The 16,665-nt window shown below is 69.4% G+C and carries 14 protein-coding genes; 5 read left to right on the top strand and 9 right to left on the bottom strand.

Features of this window, described 5'->3' with window-relative positions:
- Nucleotides 1-4 precede the first annotated feature (4 nt).
- The gene (gene carB / locus ACYQZ5_RS03795; RefSeq protein ID WP_459845222.1) at nucleotides 5-3,418 is read right to left on the bottom strand and encodes a carbamoyl-phosphate synthase large subunit; all 3,414 of its coding nucleotides are present in this window, start codon (nucleotides 3,416-3,418) and stop codon (nucleotides 5-7) included.
- Between the two features lie 114 nt (nucleotides 3,419-3,532).
- On the opposite strand from carB, the gene ACYQZ5_RS03790 reads away from it, so the two are divergent.
- Nucleotides 3,533-3,859, top strand: a complete 327-nt coding sequence (locus ACYQZ5_RS03790) for a hypothetical protein (protein WP_379732172.1) — start codon at nucleotides 3,533-3,535, stop codon at nucleotides 3,857-3,859.
- Here ACYQZ5_RS03790 and ACYQZ5_RS03785 read toward each other — a convergent pair.
- On the bottom strand, nucleotides 3,856-4,371 hold the full coding sequence (locus ACYQZ5_RS03785; protein ID WP_379732173.1) for a DUF5815 family protein: 516 nt from the start codon (nucleotides 4,369-4,371) through the stop codon (nucleotides 3,856-3,858). The genes ACYQZ5_RS03790 and ACYQZ5_RS03785 overlap by 4 nt on opposite strands.
- Nucleotides 4,372-4,428: 57 nt before the next feature.
- Entirely contained in the window at nucleotides 4,429-4,749 is a 321-nt protein-coding gene (locus ACYQZ5_RS03780) for a hypothetical protein (protein ID WP_379732174.1), read from the bottom strand.
- Between the two features lie 200 nt (nucleotides 4,750-4,949).
- On the opposite strand from ACYQZ5_RS03780, the gene ACYQZ5_RS03775 reads away from it, so the two are divergent.
- Both ACYQZ5_RS03775 and ACYQZ5_RS03770 read left to right on the top strand, forming a co-directional pair.
- Nucleotides 4,950-6,581 carry a DUF255 domain-containing protein gene (locus tag ACYQZ5_RS03775; RefSeq protein ID WP_459845218.1) on the top strand — a complete coding sequence of 544 codons (1,632 nt, stop codon included), beginning with the start codon at nucleotides 4,950-4,952 and terminating at the stop codon, nucleotides 6,579-6,581.
- Nucleotides 6,582-6,662: 81 nt separating this feature from the next.
- Nucleotides 6,663-7,469, top strand: coding sequence for a TrmB family transcriptional regulator (locus ACYQZ5_RS03770; RefSeq protein WP_379731778.1), 807 nt, complete (start codon nucleotides 6,663-6,665; stop codon nucleotides 7,467-7,469).
- On the opposite strand, the gene mptA is transcribed toward ACYQZ5_RS03770, so the two are convergent.
- The 3 genes from mptA to ACYQZ5_RS03755 form a co-directional block, all read right to left on the bottom strand.
- Nucleotides 7,466-8,389, bottom strand: a complete 924-nt coding sequence (gene mptA / locus ACYQZ5_RS03765) for a GTP cyclohydrolase MptA (protein WP_379731777.1) — start codon at nucleotides 8,387-8,389, stop codon at nucleotides 7,466-7,468. The two genes, ACYQZ5_RS03770 and mptA, sit on opposite strands and share 4 nt — an antisense overlap.
- Nucleotides 8,390-8,554: 165 nt before the next feature.
- Nucleotides 8,555-8,974, bottom strand: a complete 420-nt coding sequence (locus tag ACYQZ5_RS03760) for a DUF7124 domain-containing protein (RefSeq protein ID WP_379731776.1) — start codon at nucleotides 8,972-8,974, stop codon at nucleotides 8,555-8,557.
- 118 nt (nucleotides 8,975-9,092) lie between these two features.
- On the bottom strand, nucleotides 9,093-10,337 hold the full coding sequence (locus tag ACYQZ5_RS03755) for an NAD(P)/FAD-dependent oxidoreductase (RefSeq protein WP_379731775.1): 1,245 nt from the start codon (nucleotides 10,335-10,337) through the stop codon (nucleotides 9,093-9,095).
- Nucleotides 10,338-10,455: 118 nt separating this feature from the next.
- Here ACYQZ5_RS03755 and ACYQZ5_RS03750 point away from each other — a divergent pair, with 118 nt between their 5' ends.
- Nucleotides 10,456-11,007: a DUF6149 family protein gene (locus ACYQZ5_RS03750; protein WP_379731774.1), complete on the top strand. Its 552-nt coding sequence runs from the start codon at nucleotides 10,456-10,458 to the stop codon at nucleotides 11,005-11,007.
- Between the two features lie 564 nt (nucleotides 11,008-11,571).
- On the opposite strand, the gene ACYQZ5_RS03745 is transcribed toward ACYQZ5_RS03750, so the two are convergent.
- Nucleotides 11,572-12,888: an NAD(P)/FAD-dependent oxidoreductase gene (locus ACYQZ5_RS03745; RefSeq protein WP_379732137.1), complete on the bottom strand. Its 1,317-nt coding sequence runs from the start codon at nucleotides 12,886-12,888 to the stop codon at nucleotides 11,572-11,574.
- Nucleotides 12,889-13,037: 149 nt separating this feature from the next.
- Between ACYQZ5_RS03745 and ACYQZ5_RS03740 the strand changes: the two genes are divergently transcribed.
- Complete coding sequence (locus ACYQZ5_RS03740) at nucleotides 13,038-14,417, top strand: hemolysin family protein (RefSeq protein WP_379732136.1); 1,380 nt, start codon at nucleotides 13,038-13,040, stop codon at nucleotides 14,415-14,417.
- A 91-nt stretch (nucleotides 14,418-14,508) separates the two neighbouring features.
- On the opposite strand, the gene ACYQZ5_RS03735 is transcribed toward ACYQZ5_RS03740, so the two are convergent.
- Both ACYQZ5_RS03735 and hisD read right to left on the bottom strand, forming a co-directional pair.
- Nucleotides 14,509-15,270: a class I SAM-dependent methyltransferase gene (locus tag ACYQZ5_RS03735; protein ID WP_379818991.1), complete on the bottom strand. Its 762-nt coding sequence runs from the start codon at nucleotides 15,268-15,270 to the stop codon at nucleotides 14,509-14,511.
- A complete protein-coding gene (gene hisD, locus ACYQZ5_RS03730) occupies nucleotides 15,271-16,611 on the bottom strand; it encodes a histidinol dehydrogenase (protein ID WP_459845211.1) in 1,341 nt (446 codons plus the stop codon). It lies immediately after the preceding gene.
- Nucleotides 16,612-16,665: the final 54 nt, after the last annotated feature.

The raw sequence follows: 16,665 nt of genomic DNA, 5'->3' as shown, positions 1-16,665 counted from the left end.
CGTTTCAGCCCCAGTTCTCCTCGCGCGTCGGGCGGTCCGACAGCGCGGCCACGTCGACGCCGGCCAGCGGCTCGTCGGTCCCCGCCGCGGCGTCGAGCGCCTCCAGCGCCGCGCGGGCCGACACCGTCGTCGAGAGGTAAGGGACCTCCTCCTCGACGGCGGTTCTGAGGCTGTCGCGCTCCGTCGACAGCAGGAAGTCGATCTCGTCGGCCAGCAGCGCACCTTCGAGGTCGTCCGGCTCGGCCAGTTCGAGGTGGTCGGCGAACGCGTCGACCACGTCGGCGGGCCAGTCGCCGTCGACCGCCACCGTTCCGGACTCGGGAATCTCGTTGCCGGCGGCGATCTGGGCCTTCCCGTAGGCCGCGCCGAAGCTGCCGGCGGTGCCCATCACCTCCCCGGTGGACTTCATCTCCGGGCCGAGACGGGGGTCCGAGTTCGGCAGGCGGTCGAACGGCAGCACGACCTCCTTCACGCTCGGCTGCTCGGGGATCTGCTCGGCGACGTCCATCTCCGCCAGCGACTCGCCGGCCATCGCGCGGGCCGCGAGCTTCGCGATCGGTACGCCCGTCGCCTTCGAGACGAACGGGACGGTGCGCGAGGAGCGGGGGTTCGCCTCGAGCACGTAGACGGTCGCCTCGCCGCCACTCTCCTGCACGGCCAACTGGACGTTCAGCAGGCCGACCGTCGAGAGCGCGTCGGCGATCTCCTCGACGACCTCGCGGACGCGGGTCAGCGTCTCGTCGTCGAGCGAGCGGGGCGGGATCACGCAGGCGGAGTCCCCGGAGTGGATGCCGGCGCTCTCGACGTGTTCCATCACGCCGCCGATCAGCACGTCCTCGCCGTCGCTCACGGCGTCGACGTCGAGCTCGATCGCGTCCTCAAGGAACGAGTCGATCAGGATCGGCTTCTCCGGGGAGACGCGAACCGCCTCCTCGACGTACTCCTCCAACTCCTCGTCGCTGTGGACGATCTCCATCGCGCGCCCGCCGAGCACGTAGGAGGGGCGCACGAGCACCGGGTAGCCGACCTCGTGGGCGAGATCGAGCGCCTCGGCCTCGCTGGTCGCGGAGCCGCCGGCCGGCTGTTCGATGCCGCGCTCGGCCATCAGGCGGTTGAAGCGGTCGCGGTCCTCCGCGAGGTCCATCGCGTCGACGCCGGTGCCGAGGATCTCGCAGTCCAGCCCGCGGCGGTCGAGTTCGTCCTCCAGCGGCTCGCCCACGTCGACGGAGGTCTGCCCGCCGAACTGCACCATCACGCCGTCGGCGTTGGTGGCCTCGACGGCGTCGGCGACCTCCTCGGCGGTGATCGGCTCGAAGAACAGCCCGTCGGAGGTGTCGTAGTCCGTCGACACCGTCTCGGGGTTGTTGTTGAGCACGTGGGCGTCGATGCCGAGTTCGGAGAGCGCGCGGACCGCGTGGACCGCGCAGTAGTCGAACTCCACGCCCTGCCCGATGCGGATCGGGCCGCCGCCGACCACGACGACGCTCTCGGCGTCGCGGTCGACCTGCAGTTCGCCCGCGGCCGCCTCGCCCTCGAACGGCCCGGTGAACGACGGGGGCTTGCGCGAGGAGTAGTAGTACGGCGTCGACGCCGCGAACTCGCCCGCGCAGGTGTCGACCTGCTTGTACGTGCGGCCCGGCACGGTCGCCTCCACCTCGCCGACGCCGGCGCGTTCCGCGGAGACCGGGAGGCTCTCGCTCTCAGCGGCGCCCGCGGCCGCGGGCTCGGCGGCCTCGCGCCACGCGCCGCGGGTCTCGGGCAGCCACGTCAGGCTGCTGTCCTCGAACACGTTGCCCGCGAGCGCGGAGATCTCCGCGTTCGTGAAGCCGGCGACCGCCGCGGGCGTGAACTCCCCGTCGACGACCTCCTGACTCGCGTCGACGATGCGGGCGAACCGCTCGACGTACCACTCGTAGATGCCCGTGGCCTCGACGACCTCCTCGACGGAGAAGCCGCGCTCGAACGCCTCGAACATCGCGTACGGGCGGTCGGGGCTGGGGCGTTCGAGGTAGCCCTCGCGAAGCTCCTCGTCCTCCAGCGCGTCGAACTCAACCGCGGGGTCGTACTCGGAACTCCGGAGCGCCTTCAGCAGCGACTCCTCGAACGTCCGCCCGATCGACATCGCCTCGCCGGTCGACTTCATCGCCGTCGAGAGCGTGAAGTCCGTCTCGGGGAACTTGTCGATCGGCCAGCGGGGCACCTTCGTCACCACGTAGTCGATCGCCGGCTCGAACGCCGCGGTCGTCTCGCCGGTGATCTCGTTGTCGATCTCGTGGAGTCGCTTGCCGAGCGCGACCTTCGCGGTCACGCGGGCGATCGGGTAGCCCGTCGCCTTCGACGCCAGCGCCGAGGAGCGGGAGACGCGCGGATTCACCTCGACGACGCGGTACTCGCCGCCGGGCGTGCCGTCGTCGCGCCACGCGAACTGGATGTTACAGCCGCCCTGGATCCCGAGGTCGCGGATCACCTCGAGCGCCGCGTCGCGCATCTCCTGGTGGCCGTCGTCGGGGATCACCTGCGAGGGTGTGACGACCGTCGACTCGCCGGTGTGGATCCCCATCGGGTCGAGGTTCTCCATGTTGCAGATGATGATGCAGGAGTCGCCCGCGTCGCGCATCACCTCGTACTCCAGTTCGACCCAGCCAGAGATGGACTCGGTGATCAGGACTTCGTCGTTGCGCGAGAGCCTGAGTCCCTTGCGCGTGCGTTCGAGCAGTTCGTCCATCTCGTGGACGACGCCCGATCCGGAGCCGCCGAGCGTGTAGGTGGTGCGGGCGATCACCGGGAGGCCGCCGACCTCGTCGACGGCGTCCTCGACGCGCTCTTTGAGTTCTGCCTCGCCCATCTCGGTCGCCGACTCGCCCTCATCGAGGGTGACGGTCGTCGACTTGGGCATCGGCTGCCCCAGGTCCTCCATACGCTGGCGGAACAGGTCCCGGTCCTCGGTCGCGTAGATCGTGTCCAGCGGCGTGCCCATGATCTCCACGTCGTGCTCCTCGAGCACGCCCTGCTCGGCGAGTTCGGCGGTGACGTTCAGCCCGGTCTGGCCGCCGAGGCCGGCGATGACGCCGTCGGGCTGTTCCTTCCGGATCACCTCGGCGATGGCCTCGGGGGTGATGGGTTCGACGTACACCCGGTCGGCCGTCTCGGGATCGGTCATGATCGTCGCCGGGTTGGAGTTGACGAGCACCACTTCGGCGCCCTCCTCCTGCAGCGCCCGGCAGGCCTGCGCGCCGGAGTAGTCGAACTCCGCGGCCTGCCCGATCTGGATCGGGCCGGAGCCGATCAGGAGGATCGTCCGACCCTCGCCCGCGCCAGCGTCGCCGCCGTCTGTCGCGTCTGTCGACGGCGACGGTCCGCCGCCGTCTGTGACTGGCTCCGGGACCACTGCTCCGTCGTCACTGCCGGTGTCCGTCATTACTCATCCGGAATACGTGAATCGTAATAAGCTCGGCGAATATCTACGAGGTCCGAAGAGAGATTACGAATTTCGTAACCGCACCCGATCGAAAGCGCGATTGGGACGACAGCCGTGGCGACGGGCGTGTCCCGCGAGTACGACAAACTGGTCCGCGACGACGTGCCCGGGGTGATCGAGGCCGACGGGGAGACGCCCGTCACCCACGTCGTCGACGGCGACGCCTACGAGGAGCGGCTGTTCGAGAAACTCGAGGAAGAGGTGAACGAACTCCGCGAGGAGCCGAGCGCCGACGAACTCGCCGACGTGCGGGAGGTGCTGACCGCGATTCAGGACTGTCTCGATATCGACGACGACGTGCTGAAACGCGTTCGCGAGGAGAAGGCGGCCGAACGGGGGCGGTTCGAGGAGGGCGTCGTGCTGGAGCGCGTCGAGGATTAGACGTACGGCTCGGGGTCCAGATCCCGCTCGGCGCGGTACTGGTCGACGAACTCCGTCACGTCGAACTCCAGCATCTTCTCTTCGAACTCCGTCATCGCGCGCTCGCTCTCGGCGTGGGAGACCGCGTGCTCCATCATCTCGACGACCAGTTCCACCACCACTTCGTGGAGCCGTCGCGAGTCGAACTGGGAGATCCACACCATCGCGAACCCCACGTCGCCCTCGTCGGCCGCGTCGGCGACCGCGATCTGCTCGGGGAACTCCTCCATTACCATCCCCATCAGGTGGGGGGTGCCGAAGTCCGGCATCTCCTCGCTGGTGGTCTCGACCACGTCGTCGAGCGTCTCCACCAGGAACTCCGGGAAGAACCGCGTCGGCGGGTGCATGTCCATCACGACCGCGTGGGCCTCCCCGCAGTCACAGTCGAGTTCGCGCATCCCGAGGTCGAGCGACGTGAGCGCGACCGTCTCGCCACAGGGTAGCTCCAGTCGCTCGCCGCCTGCCGTAGCCATGGTCGAGAGAGGGGGCTGGCGGGCTAAAAGGTCGCCGCTCCCGGGCTGTGTTCGACGTTACTCCTCCTCGTCGGAACCGACCTCGAACGTCTTGCCGCCGTCGTCCTCGTCGTCGTCGGCGATCGAGACCTCCGTCGCGCCGTCGTCGTCCTCGTCAGTCACCTCGATCTCCGCGGCGACGTGTTCGTCGTCAGACTCCTCGTCTTCCTCGTCCTCGCGTTCGCCCCCCTCGATCTCCAACTCCACTTCGACCTCGATCCCGTCGGTCTCGAGTTCGGCCTCGATCTCGCGTTCGTCGCCGGCCTCGACTTCGAGTTCCTCGCTGTCTACCTCGACTTCGACCTCCACGTCGATTTCGACGTTCGTGTCGTCGGACATACGCGGGGGTAGGAGCGGCGGCGGGATAGTTTGCTCGGCCGGTCAGTCGCGTCGCTCTCTGACGTTCCGGACCCGCCGCTCACGGCTCACTCCGTTCGCCGTTCCCGTTTCGGGACTGTTTACCTCCGCTTCCTGCGGTCGCGGTGTTTCCCAGTCCCGCGTTCGACAGTCTTTACCTCCAAACAGCCCGACCACGAAGCATGCAAGAGGAGACCCGCGTCGAGTGGCGTCAGTGGGGGCAGGACGCCTTCGACGAGGCGCGCCGACGCTCCGTACCCGTACTGCTCTCGCTCTCGACGACCTGGTGTGTGGACTGCCACGAGATGGACGCCACCACCTACGCCGACACCAACGTCGCGGCCAACGTCAACGACCGCTACGTCCCGATCCGCGTCGACGCCGACCGCCACCCCCGCGTTCGCGAGCGCTACGCCGCCGGCGGCTTCCCCTCCACCGTCTTCCTCACGCCCGACGGCGAGGTGCTCTCGACGGCGACCGCGCTCGCGCCCGACGGGATGCGGCAGGTGCTCGACCGCGTGGCCGAGAACTACGCCGAGAAGGGCGACGACGCCGGGCGCGTCCCGCGCGCGCTCTCGGGCGACCTCCCGCCCGCGGGCGAGGTCGACGCCGCGATCGAGGAGCAGCTCGCCGGCCAGCTCGGCGAGAAGTTCGACGACCGCTTCGCCGGCTGGGGCGAGAGCGCGAAGTTCCCGCTGGCCCGCACCGTCGAGTTCGCGCTCAAACGCGAGCGCGATCAGGCCCTCCGTACCCTCGACGCGATCCGGGACCACCTCCACGACGACGTGGCCGGCGGCTTCTTCCGCTACGCCGGCCGCCGGGACTGGGGCGAGGTCCACCACGCGAAGCTGCTCGACACGAACGCGTCGCTGCTCCGGGCGTTCGCCCACGCCTACGTCTACACCGGCGAGGACGCCTACCGCGAGCCGGCCGAGTCGACCGTCGAGTTCCTCACCGACGACCTCTGGAGCGGGGTCGCCGTCGGCGGCAGCGTCGGCCCGGGCGAGGGCGCCGAGTACTGGCGGAAGAACGCCGAGGAGCGCGCGAACGCCCGCTCGCCGCGGACCGACCTCACCGCCTACGCCGGCGGCAACGCCCTCGCCGCCGACGCGCTGCTTGCCTACTACGGCTACACCGACGACGACCGCGCCCGGGAGTACAGCGAGCGCGTGCTGGACTACCTCGAACGCGACCTGCTCGAACACGGCTCGGTCGTCCACTTCCGAGAGCGCGGGCAGGACGGTCCCCGCGACGTGCTCGCCGACGCCGCCGCCGTCGTCGGCGCGTTCACCCGGGCCGAGCAGACGCTCGGCTACGGCGCCGACGTGGCTGCGACGGTCGCCGATCACGCGATCGAGGCGCTCCACGACGGCGGCTCGTTCCGCGACGGGCCCGCGGAGGGCGCGGGCCTGCTCGACCGCCCGCTCCGGCCGCTGGACGGCAACGCCGCGATGGCGAACGCGCTGGTCGACCTCGCGACGCTGACCGGCGACGACGAGTACCGCGGAATCGCCCGCGAGACCGTCGGCGCCTTCGCCGGGGCTTCCCACCGCGTCGGCGTGCAGGTCGCGGAGTACGGGACGGCCGCGAGCCGGCTCGTCCACGAACCGCTGACGGTCGCCGTTGCCGACGAGCCGGGCAGCGACCTCCACCGTGCGGCGCTCCGGATCGCCGACCACGAGAAGGTGGTCGTCCCCGACGCCGACGAGTCGGTCGCCCCTGACCTCGACCGCGGGACCGCCCGCGTCGCCGGCGTCGACGAGCCCGCGAGCGACCCCGAGTCGCTGATGGAGCGCGTCGCCCGGCTGGAGTAGCCGTCCGAGAAACCTCGCGAAACGACCTTCACGGGTAAACGTTCGGTGAGTTTTTGAGGGGGCGAACTGTGACAGTCGACTATGGCCAGCTTACGCGATCTCGGGCTCTCCGAGTACGAGGCCCGGGCGTACCGGGCGCTGCTCGACGACTCGCCGAACACCGCCAAGGAGCTCTCCCAGTCCAGCGACGTGCCGATGGGCCGGGTGTACGACGTGCTGAAGGATCTGGAACGCCGGGGGCTCGCCCGGAGTCAGGCCGCGAGCCGGCCGAAGAAGTACGTCGCCGTCGAGCCAGAGGCGGCGCTGGACCGCCTGCTCGACGCGAAACGCGAGGAGCTACGGGAGCAGGAAGCCCAGTACGAGGAGACCGTCGAAGAGCTTGAGGGCGATCTCGACGCCGGCGTCCCCACGGAGGAGGGGTTCTGGACCGCGGTCGTCGGCCGGGAGGAGAGCGCCGACCTGCTGCTCGAACGGCTCGACACGGCGACCGAGCGGGTGATCAGCGTCGCCGGCGGGCCGACCCCGCAGTTCGACGTGGGCGAGTACGGCGACGAGGTGACCGCGGCGCTCCAACGCGCGCTCGAACGCGGCGCCGAGGTGTCGGTACTGCTCGGCCCCGACCTGATCGAGACGCTACCGAACACGGCGCTCAAACGCTACGAGAAGGAGCTTGCGGGCCATCCGGCCTTCGAGGTCCGGACGACCGAGCGGGTCAGCGGCTCGTTCCACCTGATCGACGGCGCCGAGGCGTGTATCGAGGTGCCGAACCCGCTGGCGCCGCGGGAGCCGTTCGCGATGCTCGACCTGAAAGACCGGGAGTTCACCGCCGACGTGCGGGAGACGTTCGACCCGCGGTGGGAGGACGCCGAGCCGCTGACGACGGGCTAAGCCGAGAGTTCCTCGCGGAGTCGGGCCATCGTGACTTCGCGCTCGGCGACCGCGTCGTGCTGGTGGATCGACTCGTCGTTCTCCTGCTTGACGTGGATCACCGCCTCGTCGTCAAGGTCGGGGTAGGCGTCGACGACGCCCTCCGCAAGCGAGCGCACGCAGTCCTCGACGAACTTCGCGTTCGCGTGGGCCGCGTAGGTCATGTGGTCCTCGTCGGGACGCTTGGCCAGGTTGTAGATCCGCGCGCTCATCGAGTCCCGCGCGATGTCGATCAGCTCCATCAGGTCCACGTCGGGCTCGGTGTCCTGCGTCACCGTCAGCGTAGCGTGGCCGCGCTGGGAGTGACCGGGCTGGGGCACCTCGTCGAGGAACGCCTCCGTCGTCTCCTCGTCGACGCCCAGTTCTTCGAGCGTCTCGCGGGCGCGTGACTCGGACATCCCCTGCGAGCAGGGACAGACCGTCATCCCGGTGACGCGGCAGCCGATCTCCTCCTCGGTCCCCTCCTCGGTGGCGGTCGCGGAGGCGATGATGTCGACGGTGCCCTGCGTGGGTCGGCCGCTGGCGGGGGTCTCCTCCCGGAGCACCCACTCCGCCTCCATCTCCACCTCGGCGGTGGTGGTGTACTCGTGTTTGGCCAGCAGGCGCTCGGCCGCCTCGCCGCAGAGCTCCTCGACGCGGTCGGTCTCGCCGTCGACGGCGTCCTCGAGCACCTCGTCGATCACCTCCATGTTCCGGCTCATGTCGATCCCCTTCCGGCCGCTGGGGAGGTCGACGAACACGGAGAACTCCGCGGTCAGCACGTACGGTCGGTCCTCGCCTTCGAGTTCGACGAGCTTCTCGACGCCGGTGACGCCGACCTGACTCAGCCCGACCGTCACGTCGGGCTCGTCGGCCTGCACGTCCGGAAGCTGGTGACTCATTACCGGTGCTGCGGCCTCCGCGTGATTAGTGTTGTTGGAAGAGGCACGCGCGCCGGCGCGCACGCGGGGAGCGACGGTTCCGCGCCGTTTTGGCTACGCACAGTCACGGCATCTAGCTCTTCGGGAGCGACACGGAGGTCGCTCCAGTTCGCTTGCCGTCGCTGGCTATGGCCAATCCTCGCGTTGGTCGCCCTCCTCGAAGGGGTCCTCGTCGTCGTCCCCGGCCGCGATCTCCCAGTCGGCCGCCTCGGCGGCGTTCTCGAGGGGGAGGTACTCCCAGCCGACCGATTCTGCCTGCTCGCGGTGCTCCTCCGAGGTGCCGACGAACACGTGGCGTTCGGTGTCGAACTGGCGTTTGACGTTCTCGAGGCTCTCCTCGACGCCCCGCGGGCCGGAGAAGAAGTCCTGTCTGATCCGCTCTTTGCGCGTGAAGTTGGTGACGACGTAGGTGGGCTTGTCGCTCACCACGCCGACGTAGCTCGTCCACCCGCGGGCGTCGTTGAACACCGCGTTGGGGTCGGCGAGCGACTTCAGCGCGTCCAGTTCGAACGCGAGCGTCATGTCCGAGGAACCGCCGGAGTCCATACGCTCACTGGGAGCGGTCGCCGCAAAACGACTTCGGTGTCTCAGTCGTCCGGTGCTTGGGCGAGAAACCGAGTCAGGGGGTCAGTCGTCCACGCCGGCTGGCAGCGTGCCGGCGAGATCAGTCGTCCGCGACCGGCGCTTCGAGGTCGTCGACGCTGAAGGACTTCTCGACCAGCTTCTCCTTCTCGTCGCCGACGTGGGTGCCCTCACGCATCAGCTGCTTGTACGCCGACTGGGGTGCGAGGTCGCCGATCAGCACGCCGCCGACGATGCGGCCGTCCTTGAGCGCGAGGCGGCGCCACTCCGTGTCGGAGTACTTGCGCTCGACGCTGTCGTCGCCCTGCGTCGGGTGGCCGAAGGAGAGGAACGGGAAGTCGAAGTGGGTGATCGAGTACGAGGAGACCCAGCGGAACTCCTCCTCGCCGTAGTCGAGCATGTTCTTCGCGGCACACTCGCCCTGTGCCTTCGCGGAGCCCCAGGCGCCGTTCTGGGCCTGATCGCCGAGGATCAGGTCATTGAACTTGGTACAGTCGCCGGCGGCGTACACGTCGTCGAGGTTGGTCTGCATGTACTCGTCGACGATGATGCCGTCGTCGTCGTACTCGAGGCCGGTGCCGCGGAGGATCTCGGTGTTGATGTCCAGTCCGATCGCGACCCCGGCGAAGTCGGCGTCGAACTCATCGCCGTTGGGGTCGACCGCGGACTCGATGTGGCCGTCGTCGTCGACCTCGAAGTGGTCGACGCCGGACTCGAACACCGGCGTGACCCCGCGCTCGCGCATCGCGTCGTGGAGGATCTCGGCGCCCTCCTCGCTGAGCGCGTAGCGCCACCAGGCGTTGCCGCGCATCAGGTAGTGGGCGTCAACGTCCTGTGCGCCACAGATCGCCGCGAAGTCGATGCCGAGCAGGCCCGCGCCGACGATGACGCCGGTGTCAGCCTCCTCCACGTCCTCCTTGATCTTCCGGGCGTCCTCGAACGTCCAGAAGTGGTGGACGCCCTCGGCGTCGGAGTTGTCGACGGGGAGCTGTGCGGGCGTTCCGCCGGTGGCGATCAGCAGCTTGTCGTACTCGTAGCTGTCTCCCTCGTGGCTCGTGACCTCGTGGGCGTCGGTGTCGATGTCGACGACGAGGGTGTTGAGCTGGAGGTCGATGTCCCGTTCGTCGTACCACGACTCGTCGTGGATGGAGATGGGCGCCTCCGGAAGCTTCCCCTTCGCGAACTCCTTGATCAGGATGCGGTTGTAGAGAGCCTCCCCCTCGTCGGTGATGACGGTGATGTCGGCGTCCGGCGCGTTCTCGCGCAGCGTCTCCGCCGCCGAGCTCCCAGCGACCCCGTCGCCGATGATCACGAACGACTCGCTCATGCCTTTAGGTTTGGCAGCGGGGGTTAATGTGGGTTGCCATACGGCTTTCGGTTGGGGAAATCCACCCACACCTCGGGTCTCGGAGGGTTGAAGGTCGTTGCGCCGCTACAGTCGGTTAATGAAACTCCGCCAGAACGTCCGTCACTTCGCGGCGAAGCAGGCGCTCACGATGCCCGTCGTCGGGGAGAAGATGAACGACAAGCTGGTCGACCTCCACGTCGGCGTGTTCGGCGACCGCGCCGAGGACGGCCACCGGGAGGAGCGCGAACCCCACATGGAGGCCTTTTTCGACTGCACGATGGCCACCTACCTCGCGGCGCTCGAGGAGGGCTACCCCGAGGCTGAGGCCCGCGAGATCACCCACCTGCAGGCGAACTTCGACTTCTACAACCACGGCTGGACGGAGATGATGGAGTTCCCCGTCGACGAGGTCGAGGAGCACTACGACCGCTACGCCGACTTCTTCGAGGCCCACGACATCACGATCGACGACCCGCTGGGGGAGTTCCGCGACCGCGAAGTCCCCGACGCCCCCTCGACGCCGGAGAAGCTCGACGATCCGGAGCACCCCCACGCCGAGGAGGGGTTCGCCGATGACGTGTACGTCGAGACGGAGGACGGGGTGGTCACGGGCGACCGGAGCGACGAGATTCAGGAACCGAGTGGCTGAGCGGTCAGGTTCGGTTGGCGGACAGGTGACTCGACGACGGCGACTGCGACGGACTGAGCCACACACCCGCGAGGCCCGCCGCGATACGGTGGTCAGGTCACGGCGGGGTTGGTCGCTTTTTGGTACTTAAGCATCGACCACGGATGCGTCCGTTTGAGGACCGCAGTCATGACTGTTACCGCGGAGTGAGCATGACCACTTGTGACCGCAGGGTGCCGGGCACGAGGCCCGGCACAGCACGGAGTCCCCACCCCTCCCCCCGCGGCCGCCGACCGCTGGCGGCCGCGAGGCGTCCACCGCGACCGCGCCGCAGTCGGCGGTGGCGCGCGACGTGAGCGCCTCCGTGCGCGAATGAGCGCGCAACGAGCGAACGGACGTGAGCGAGTGAGTCGGCTGGGGAGGTGTGAGGGCTGTGCGGGGCGGTGCGGTCACAAGTGGTCAACGATCGAGCCACTGTCGCTGTTCGCGGTCGCGGTCTCAATCGGCAACAGTCGAGACACAGTCGTCGAAATGGCCACCCGATAATGCGACCGTCGCCGGTACAGTCACGGTCCCGATAGAGAATCAGTCCGCCTTCCGGTCGATCCGCTTCGCACACTCGAAGCCGGCGACGATGCCCCCGTCGAGGCTGCGCTCGGGGTACTGCGCCTCGCTGGCCATCCCGGCGTAGTAGAGTCCCTCGGCCACGTCCTCGGCCAGATCGTACGGCACCACCATGTCCAGATACCCGCGCTCGTAGATCGGCGCGGCCCGCGGCGCCTTGGCCAGCCGGAACTCCTCGACGTGCTCCCGACTGAACTCGGGGTACATCCCCTCAATCGCGTCGAGCCACTCCGCCTCGATCTCCTCGTCGTCGGCCGTCGCGAGCCACTCGTCGTCGCTCTGGACGTAGGAAGCGACGTAGAGGAGGTGCTGCCCGCCGTAGCGCTCCGGCGGCACGAAGTTGGTGTGCTCGATCAGCGCGCCGAAGGGGGCGTCGTCGGCGATGTTGAGCCAGTACGTGTCAGTCAGCGGGCGGTCCATCGTCACGACCGCACACACCGCACCCTGAAAGTCGATCTCGCAGGTGTAGCCCGTCAGCTCTTCCAGCACATTGGGCATCGTCGCGACCACGACGCCCTCGGTGTCGTGGGTGGTGGTCTCGCCGCCGGACTCGGTCGTCACGGTCTCGACCGCGCCGTCCTCGATCCCGAGGTCGGTGACGCGGGTGTCGGTCTGGACGGTGTCGCGGCCGACGGCGTCGATCAGCGGGTCGAGCAGCGCCTCGAAGCCGCCCTCGGGGTAGCCGAGGATCTCGCCGCGGAGCAGGTCACGCTCGCCGCGGAACTTGATCCGGCCGAGCAGCCACGCCGCGCTCACGTCCTCCTTGCGGTCGCCGAACTTCGCGTCGAGCAGGGGTTCGAAGAAATTCTCGTACACCCCGCGGGTGGTGTGTTCGAGCAGGAACTCCTTGATCGGCACGTCCTCGAACTCGGCGAGGTCGTCGTACGTGTCGAACGTCGGGACCCCGCCACGTACGTCGATCTCCAGCGTGAGCATCCCCAGCCGGAAGATGTCGTAGAGGTTCATGTGCGGGTACGCGAGGATCTCCCACGGGGTGTCCATCGGGTGGGCCTCGCCGTCGACGAAGTAGGCGTTCTTCCCCAGCCGCCACTCGATCCGGTCGCCGACGCCCAGTTCGTCCGCGAGCTTTACGATCGTCTCCTCGGACTTCGAGAGGTGGTGGTAGAACTTCTCGATCGGGTCGCCCGCGGTCTCGTAGCTGGCCGCGAGCCCGCCGAGCTCGTCGCTTCCCTCGAGGATCCGGACCTCGTGGCCGCGCTGCTGGAGGCTGTACGCGGCCGCGAGGCCGGCGATCCCGCCGCCGACGACGTGGTACATGGATGTGAAGAGGATGGCTGCACAGGAAAACCCTCCCGGTCCGCAGGCGACGGCTACTGCCGCCGACCGCGGGGGATGCTTTTTGCCGCCAGCGCCGGACAGTCCAGTATGGACTCGTCGCAGACGACCGCCGCCGGCTCCCCGGGGCGATGGTAGACGTCGCGCTCTCGGTCGGCCGGCTGCTCGTCGCGCTGTTGCTCGTCGCGTTGAACGGCCTGTTCGTCGCCGCGGAGTTCGCGTTCGTGCGGGTGCGAGCCACCTCGGTCGAGCAGCTGGTCGAGGAGGGACGCACCGGCGCGGGCGCGCTGCAGGACGTGATGACGGACCTCGACAACTACCTCGCCGTGACGCAGTTGGGGATCACCCTCGCCTCGCTGGGGCTGGGGTGGGCCGGCGAGCCCGCGATCGCGTCGCTGCTGGAGCCGGTGCTGGGGTCGGTGCTGCCGCCGACGTTGGTCCACCTCGTCGCGCTGGCGATCGGCTTCTCGATCATCACGTTCCTCCACGTCGTGTTTGGCGAACTCGCGCCCAAGACGTTCGCGATCGCCCGGACCGAGCGGATCTCGCTGCTGCTCGCGCCGCCGATGAAGCTGTTCTACCTGCTGTTCTACCCCGGGATCGTCGTGTTCAACGGCGCCGCCAACGCGTTCACGGGGCTGCTCGGCGTCGCGCCGGCCTCGGAGTCCGACGAGACGCTGGGCGAACGGGAGATCCGACGCGTGCTCGCACGCTCCGGCGAGGAAGGCGACATCGACGTGACCGAGGTCGCGATGATCGAGCGCGTGTTCGAACTCGACGACACCGCAGTCCGGGAGGTGATGGTGCCGCTGCCGGACGTGGTGAGCGTTCCGGCCGACGCGTCGCTCGACGAACTCCGGACCATCGTCGAGGAGTCGCGCCACACGCGCTACCCGGTCGTCGAGGCCGACGACCCGACACAGGTGGTCGGCTTCGTCGACGTGAAGGACGTGCTGCGCGCGATCGACGGCGACGAGCCGACGGGCACGGCCGGCGACCTCGCCCGCGAGGTCATCGTCGTCCCGGAGACCACGTCGATCGACGACCTGCTGGCGCAGTTCCGAGACGACAGCCAGCAGATGGCCGCGGTGATCGACGAGTGGGGGTCGCTCGAGGGGATCGCCACGGTCGAGGACATCGTGGAGGCCGTCGTCGGCGACCTCACGGACACGTTCGACGAGGCCGAGCCGTCGATCCACCGGCGCTCCGGGGGCGGGATCGACGCGGACGGCGGCGTCGCGATCACGGCGGTGAACGACGTGCTCGGGACCGAGTTCGACCACGAGGGCGTCGAGACGATCGGCGGCCTCGTGCTCAGCCGGCTGGACCGCGCGCCCGAACACGGCGACAGCGTCGAGATCGAGGGCCACGTCGCCGAGGTGACCGACGTCGACGGGACGCGGATCGCGACGCTGCGGATCCGCGAGCGCGACGGCTCGGACGACGCTCCGGAGTCGGAGGAACCCTCGGCGTCCGAAGAGGATTCGGAGTCCGAGGAGCGTTCGGAGTAGTCACTGAGCGACGATCCTTCGGTCGACTGTTGCCCCTCTATGTCGACGGCAGTGAGACTGTTCTTGAGAATTTCGCGCCAGAAATCGAGCGTCAGGCTCGGGCGACCAACAGCGTCGTCCCGGAGCCGTCGACGAGTCGCACGTCCTGCAGCCCGACCCCTTCCGCCGCCGCCCGGAGCGACTCGGCGTCGTGGACCGGGACCGTGATCGTCTCGCTCGTCGTCGCGGTGTCGCCGCTGTCCTCGTCGGTCGCGCGGTAGCCCATCCGGAGGTCGCTCCCGCCACCTGTCGGGAGGTCGGTCACCGAGCGCTCCATCCGGTAGCCGCTCCCGGTCAGCACGCCCACGGACTCGACGGCGTCGCGGACGGCGTCGGCGTCGGTAACCGCACGGAGGAGGAGCGTCCCCTCGGGAGCGAGTCGGTCGGCCGCGGCCTCGATCAGGTCGGCGGGATCGTCGACTACCGGCGGGGCCGCGGGGCCAGCCATCGCGACCACGAGGTCGAACGACGCGTCGGTCGGCGGATCGAGCGGGTCGCCGACCGCCACGTCCGCGTCGGGGGCGCGGTGGGCCGTGAAGCGGAGCAGGTCGTGGTGGCTGTCGACGCCGAGCACGCGGTCGAAGCGGTCGTCGAGGTGGGCGAGCAGCGCGCCGACGCCGCAGCCGAGTTCGAGGACGTCGCCGGACTCGGGCGCGAACGCCCGCACCGCCTCGAAGTCGCCGGCGACGCGCTCCTCGTCGGTCAGTCGGTCGAAGACGGGCGCGAGCGTGGTGTACAGCGAGTGCTCGCCGTCGGGGTCGCGAAGCAGGCGCTCGCAGGCGTCCGGGAACGTCGGTGCCGCGGGACGGGGCATCTACGCGTCGTCCCCGGCGCGGCCGGCATCGTCGGTGCTGTCGCCGGGCGTGTCCTCTGCGCTGTCGGCGTCGTCCTGTAGCCGGACGCGGACGCTCTCGGCGTGGGCCTCCAGTCCCTCCGCCTCGGCCAGCGTGGTGACTGTCCCCGCGAGGTCGTCGAGCGCGTCGCGATTGAGGCGCTGGACCGTCGAGGAGCGCAGGAACTCGTCCACCGAGAGGCCGCCGTGGACCTTCGCGCCGCCGCCGGTCGGGAGCACGTGGTTCGTACCGGTGGCGTAGTCGCCGGCCGCGACCGGCGCGTACGGGCCGAGGAACACGCTGCCCGCGTTGTCGATGCGGTCGAGCAGCGCCTCGTCGTTCTCGGCCTGAATCGAGAGGTGTTCGGCGGCGTACTCCTCGGCGAACAGCACCGCCTCGGGCATCGAGCGCGCGACGAGCACGCCCGAGGCGTCGGCGTCGAGCACCTCGCGGATCGTCTCCGCGCGCTCGCGCTCGGCGAGCTGTCGCTCGGTCGCGTCGACGACCTCCTCGGCGAACGCGGCGTCGTCGGTGACGGCGACGACGCTGGCCTCGGGGTCGTGTTCGGCCTGTGCGAGCAGGTCGGCGGCGACGAACTCTGGGTCGGCGGTGTCGTCGGCCAGCACGAGGATCTCGCTCGGGCCCGCGAGGAAGTCGATCTCGACCTCGCCGCGGACCTCCGCCTTCGCGGCGGTGACCCAGGGGTTGCCCGGGCCGACGATCTTCTGGACCGCGTCGACGGTCTCGGTGCCGTACGCGAGCGCGCCGATCGCCTGCGCGCCCCCGACGGAGTACACCGCGTCGGCGCCGGCCTCGTGGATCGCGGCCAGCGTGACGGGGTTGATCTCCTCTGCGGGGGGTGTCGCCACGGCGACGTGCTCGACGCCCGCCACCTTCGCGGGCACGACGCCCATGATCGCGCTGGAGGGGTAGGCCGCGGTGCCGCCGGGGACGTAGACGCCGACGCGCTCGATCGGCCGGAAGCGCCGGCCGAGCTCGCGGTCCTCGAACTGTTCGCGCCAGTCGTCGGGGCGCTGGCGTTCGTGGAACGCCCGGACGTTCTCGACGGCGTCGCGGATCGCCGCCAGCGTGTCGTCGTCGACGTCCTCGACCGCGCGCTCGGCCTCGGCGGTCACGTCGATGTTCGCGACGTCGACGTCGTCGAACTCCTTGGAGAACTCACGGACCGCCACGTCACCCTCCTCCCGTACCCGCGGGAGGATCTCGCGGACGTCCTCGCGGGCGCTCTCGACGCCCGAGTCCCGGTCGAAGAAGGCCCGGCGCTCGCCGGTCGAGAGCTCCGCGATCGCTCGTGGTTGCATACCTCGCGTTCCTCGCCGACGGCCTAAGGCGGTTGCGGATAGCCGTCGCTCGCG

It is taken from the genome of Halolamina salina, from assembly GCF_054653455.1.
This window is presented reverse-complemented; position numbering and strand designations above follow the sequence as displayed.

Bases quoted from the DNA above. Each gene is read 5' to 3' on its own strand.
- ACYQZ5_RS03735 (WP_379818991.1), bottom strand. From the start codon at position 15,270: ATGCCCCGTCCCGCGGCACCGACGTTCCCGGACGCCTGCGAGCGCCTG.
- mptA (WP_379731777.1), bottom strand. From the start codon at position 8,389: ATGAGTCACCAGCTTCCGGACGTGCAGGCCGACGAGCCCGACGTGACG.
- ACYQZ5_RS03780 (WP_379732174.1), bottom strand. From the start codon at position 4,749: ATGTCCGACGACACGAACGTCGAAATCGACGTGGAGGTCGAAGTCGAG.
- ACYQZ5_RS03770 (WP_379731778.1), top strand. From the start codon at position 6,663: ATGGCCAGCTTACGCGATCTCGGGCTCTCCGAGTACGAGGCCCGGGCG.
- ACYQZ5_RS03785 (WP_379732173.1), bottom strand. From the start codon at position 4,371: ATGGCTACGGCAGGCGGCGAGCGACTGGAGCTACCCTGTGGCGAGACG.
- hisD (WP_459845211.1), bottom strand. From the start codon at position 16,611: ATGCAACCACGAGCGATCGCGGAGCTCTCGACCGGCGAGCGCCGGGCC.
- ACYQZ5_RS03755 (WP_379731775.1), bottom strand. From the start codon at position 10,337: ATGAGCGAGTCGTTCGTGATCATCGGCGACGGGGTCGCTGGGAGCTCG.
- ACYQZ5_RS03750 (WP_379731774.1), top strand. From the start codon at position 10,456: ATGAAACTCCGCCAGAACGTCCGTCACTTCGCGGCGAAGCAGGCGCTC.
- ACYQZ5_RS03740 (WP_379732136.1), top strand. From the start codon at position 13,038: ATGGTAGACGTCGCGCTCTCGGTCGGCCGGCTGCTCGTCGCGCTGTTG.
- ACYQZ5_RS03745 (WP_379732137.1), bottom strand. From the start codon at position 12,888: ATGTACCACGTCGTCGGCGGCGGGATCGCCGGCCTCGCGGCCGCGTAC.
- ACYQZ5_RS03775 (WP_459845218.1), top strand. From the start codon at position 4,950: ATGCAAGAGGAGACCCGCGTCGAGTGGCGTCAGTGGGGGCAGGACGCC.
- ACYQZ5_RS03760 (WP_379731776.1), bottom strand. From the start codon at position 8,974: ATGGACTCCGGCGGTTCCTCGGACATGACGCTCGCGTTCGAACTGGAC.
- carB (WP_459845222.1), bottom strand. From the start codon at position 3,418: ATGACGGACACCGGCAGTGACGACGGAGCAGTGGTCCCGGAGCCAGTC.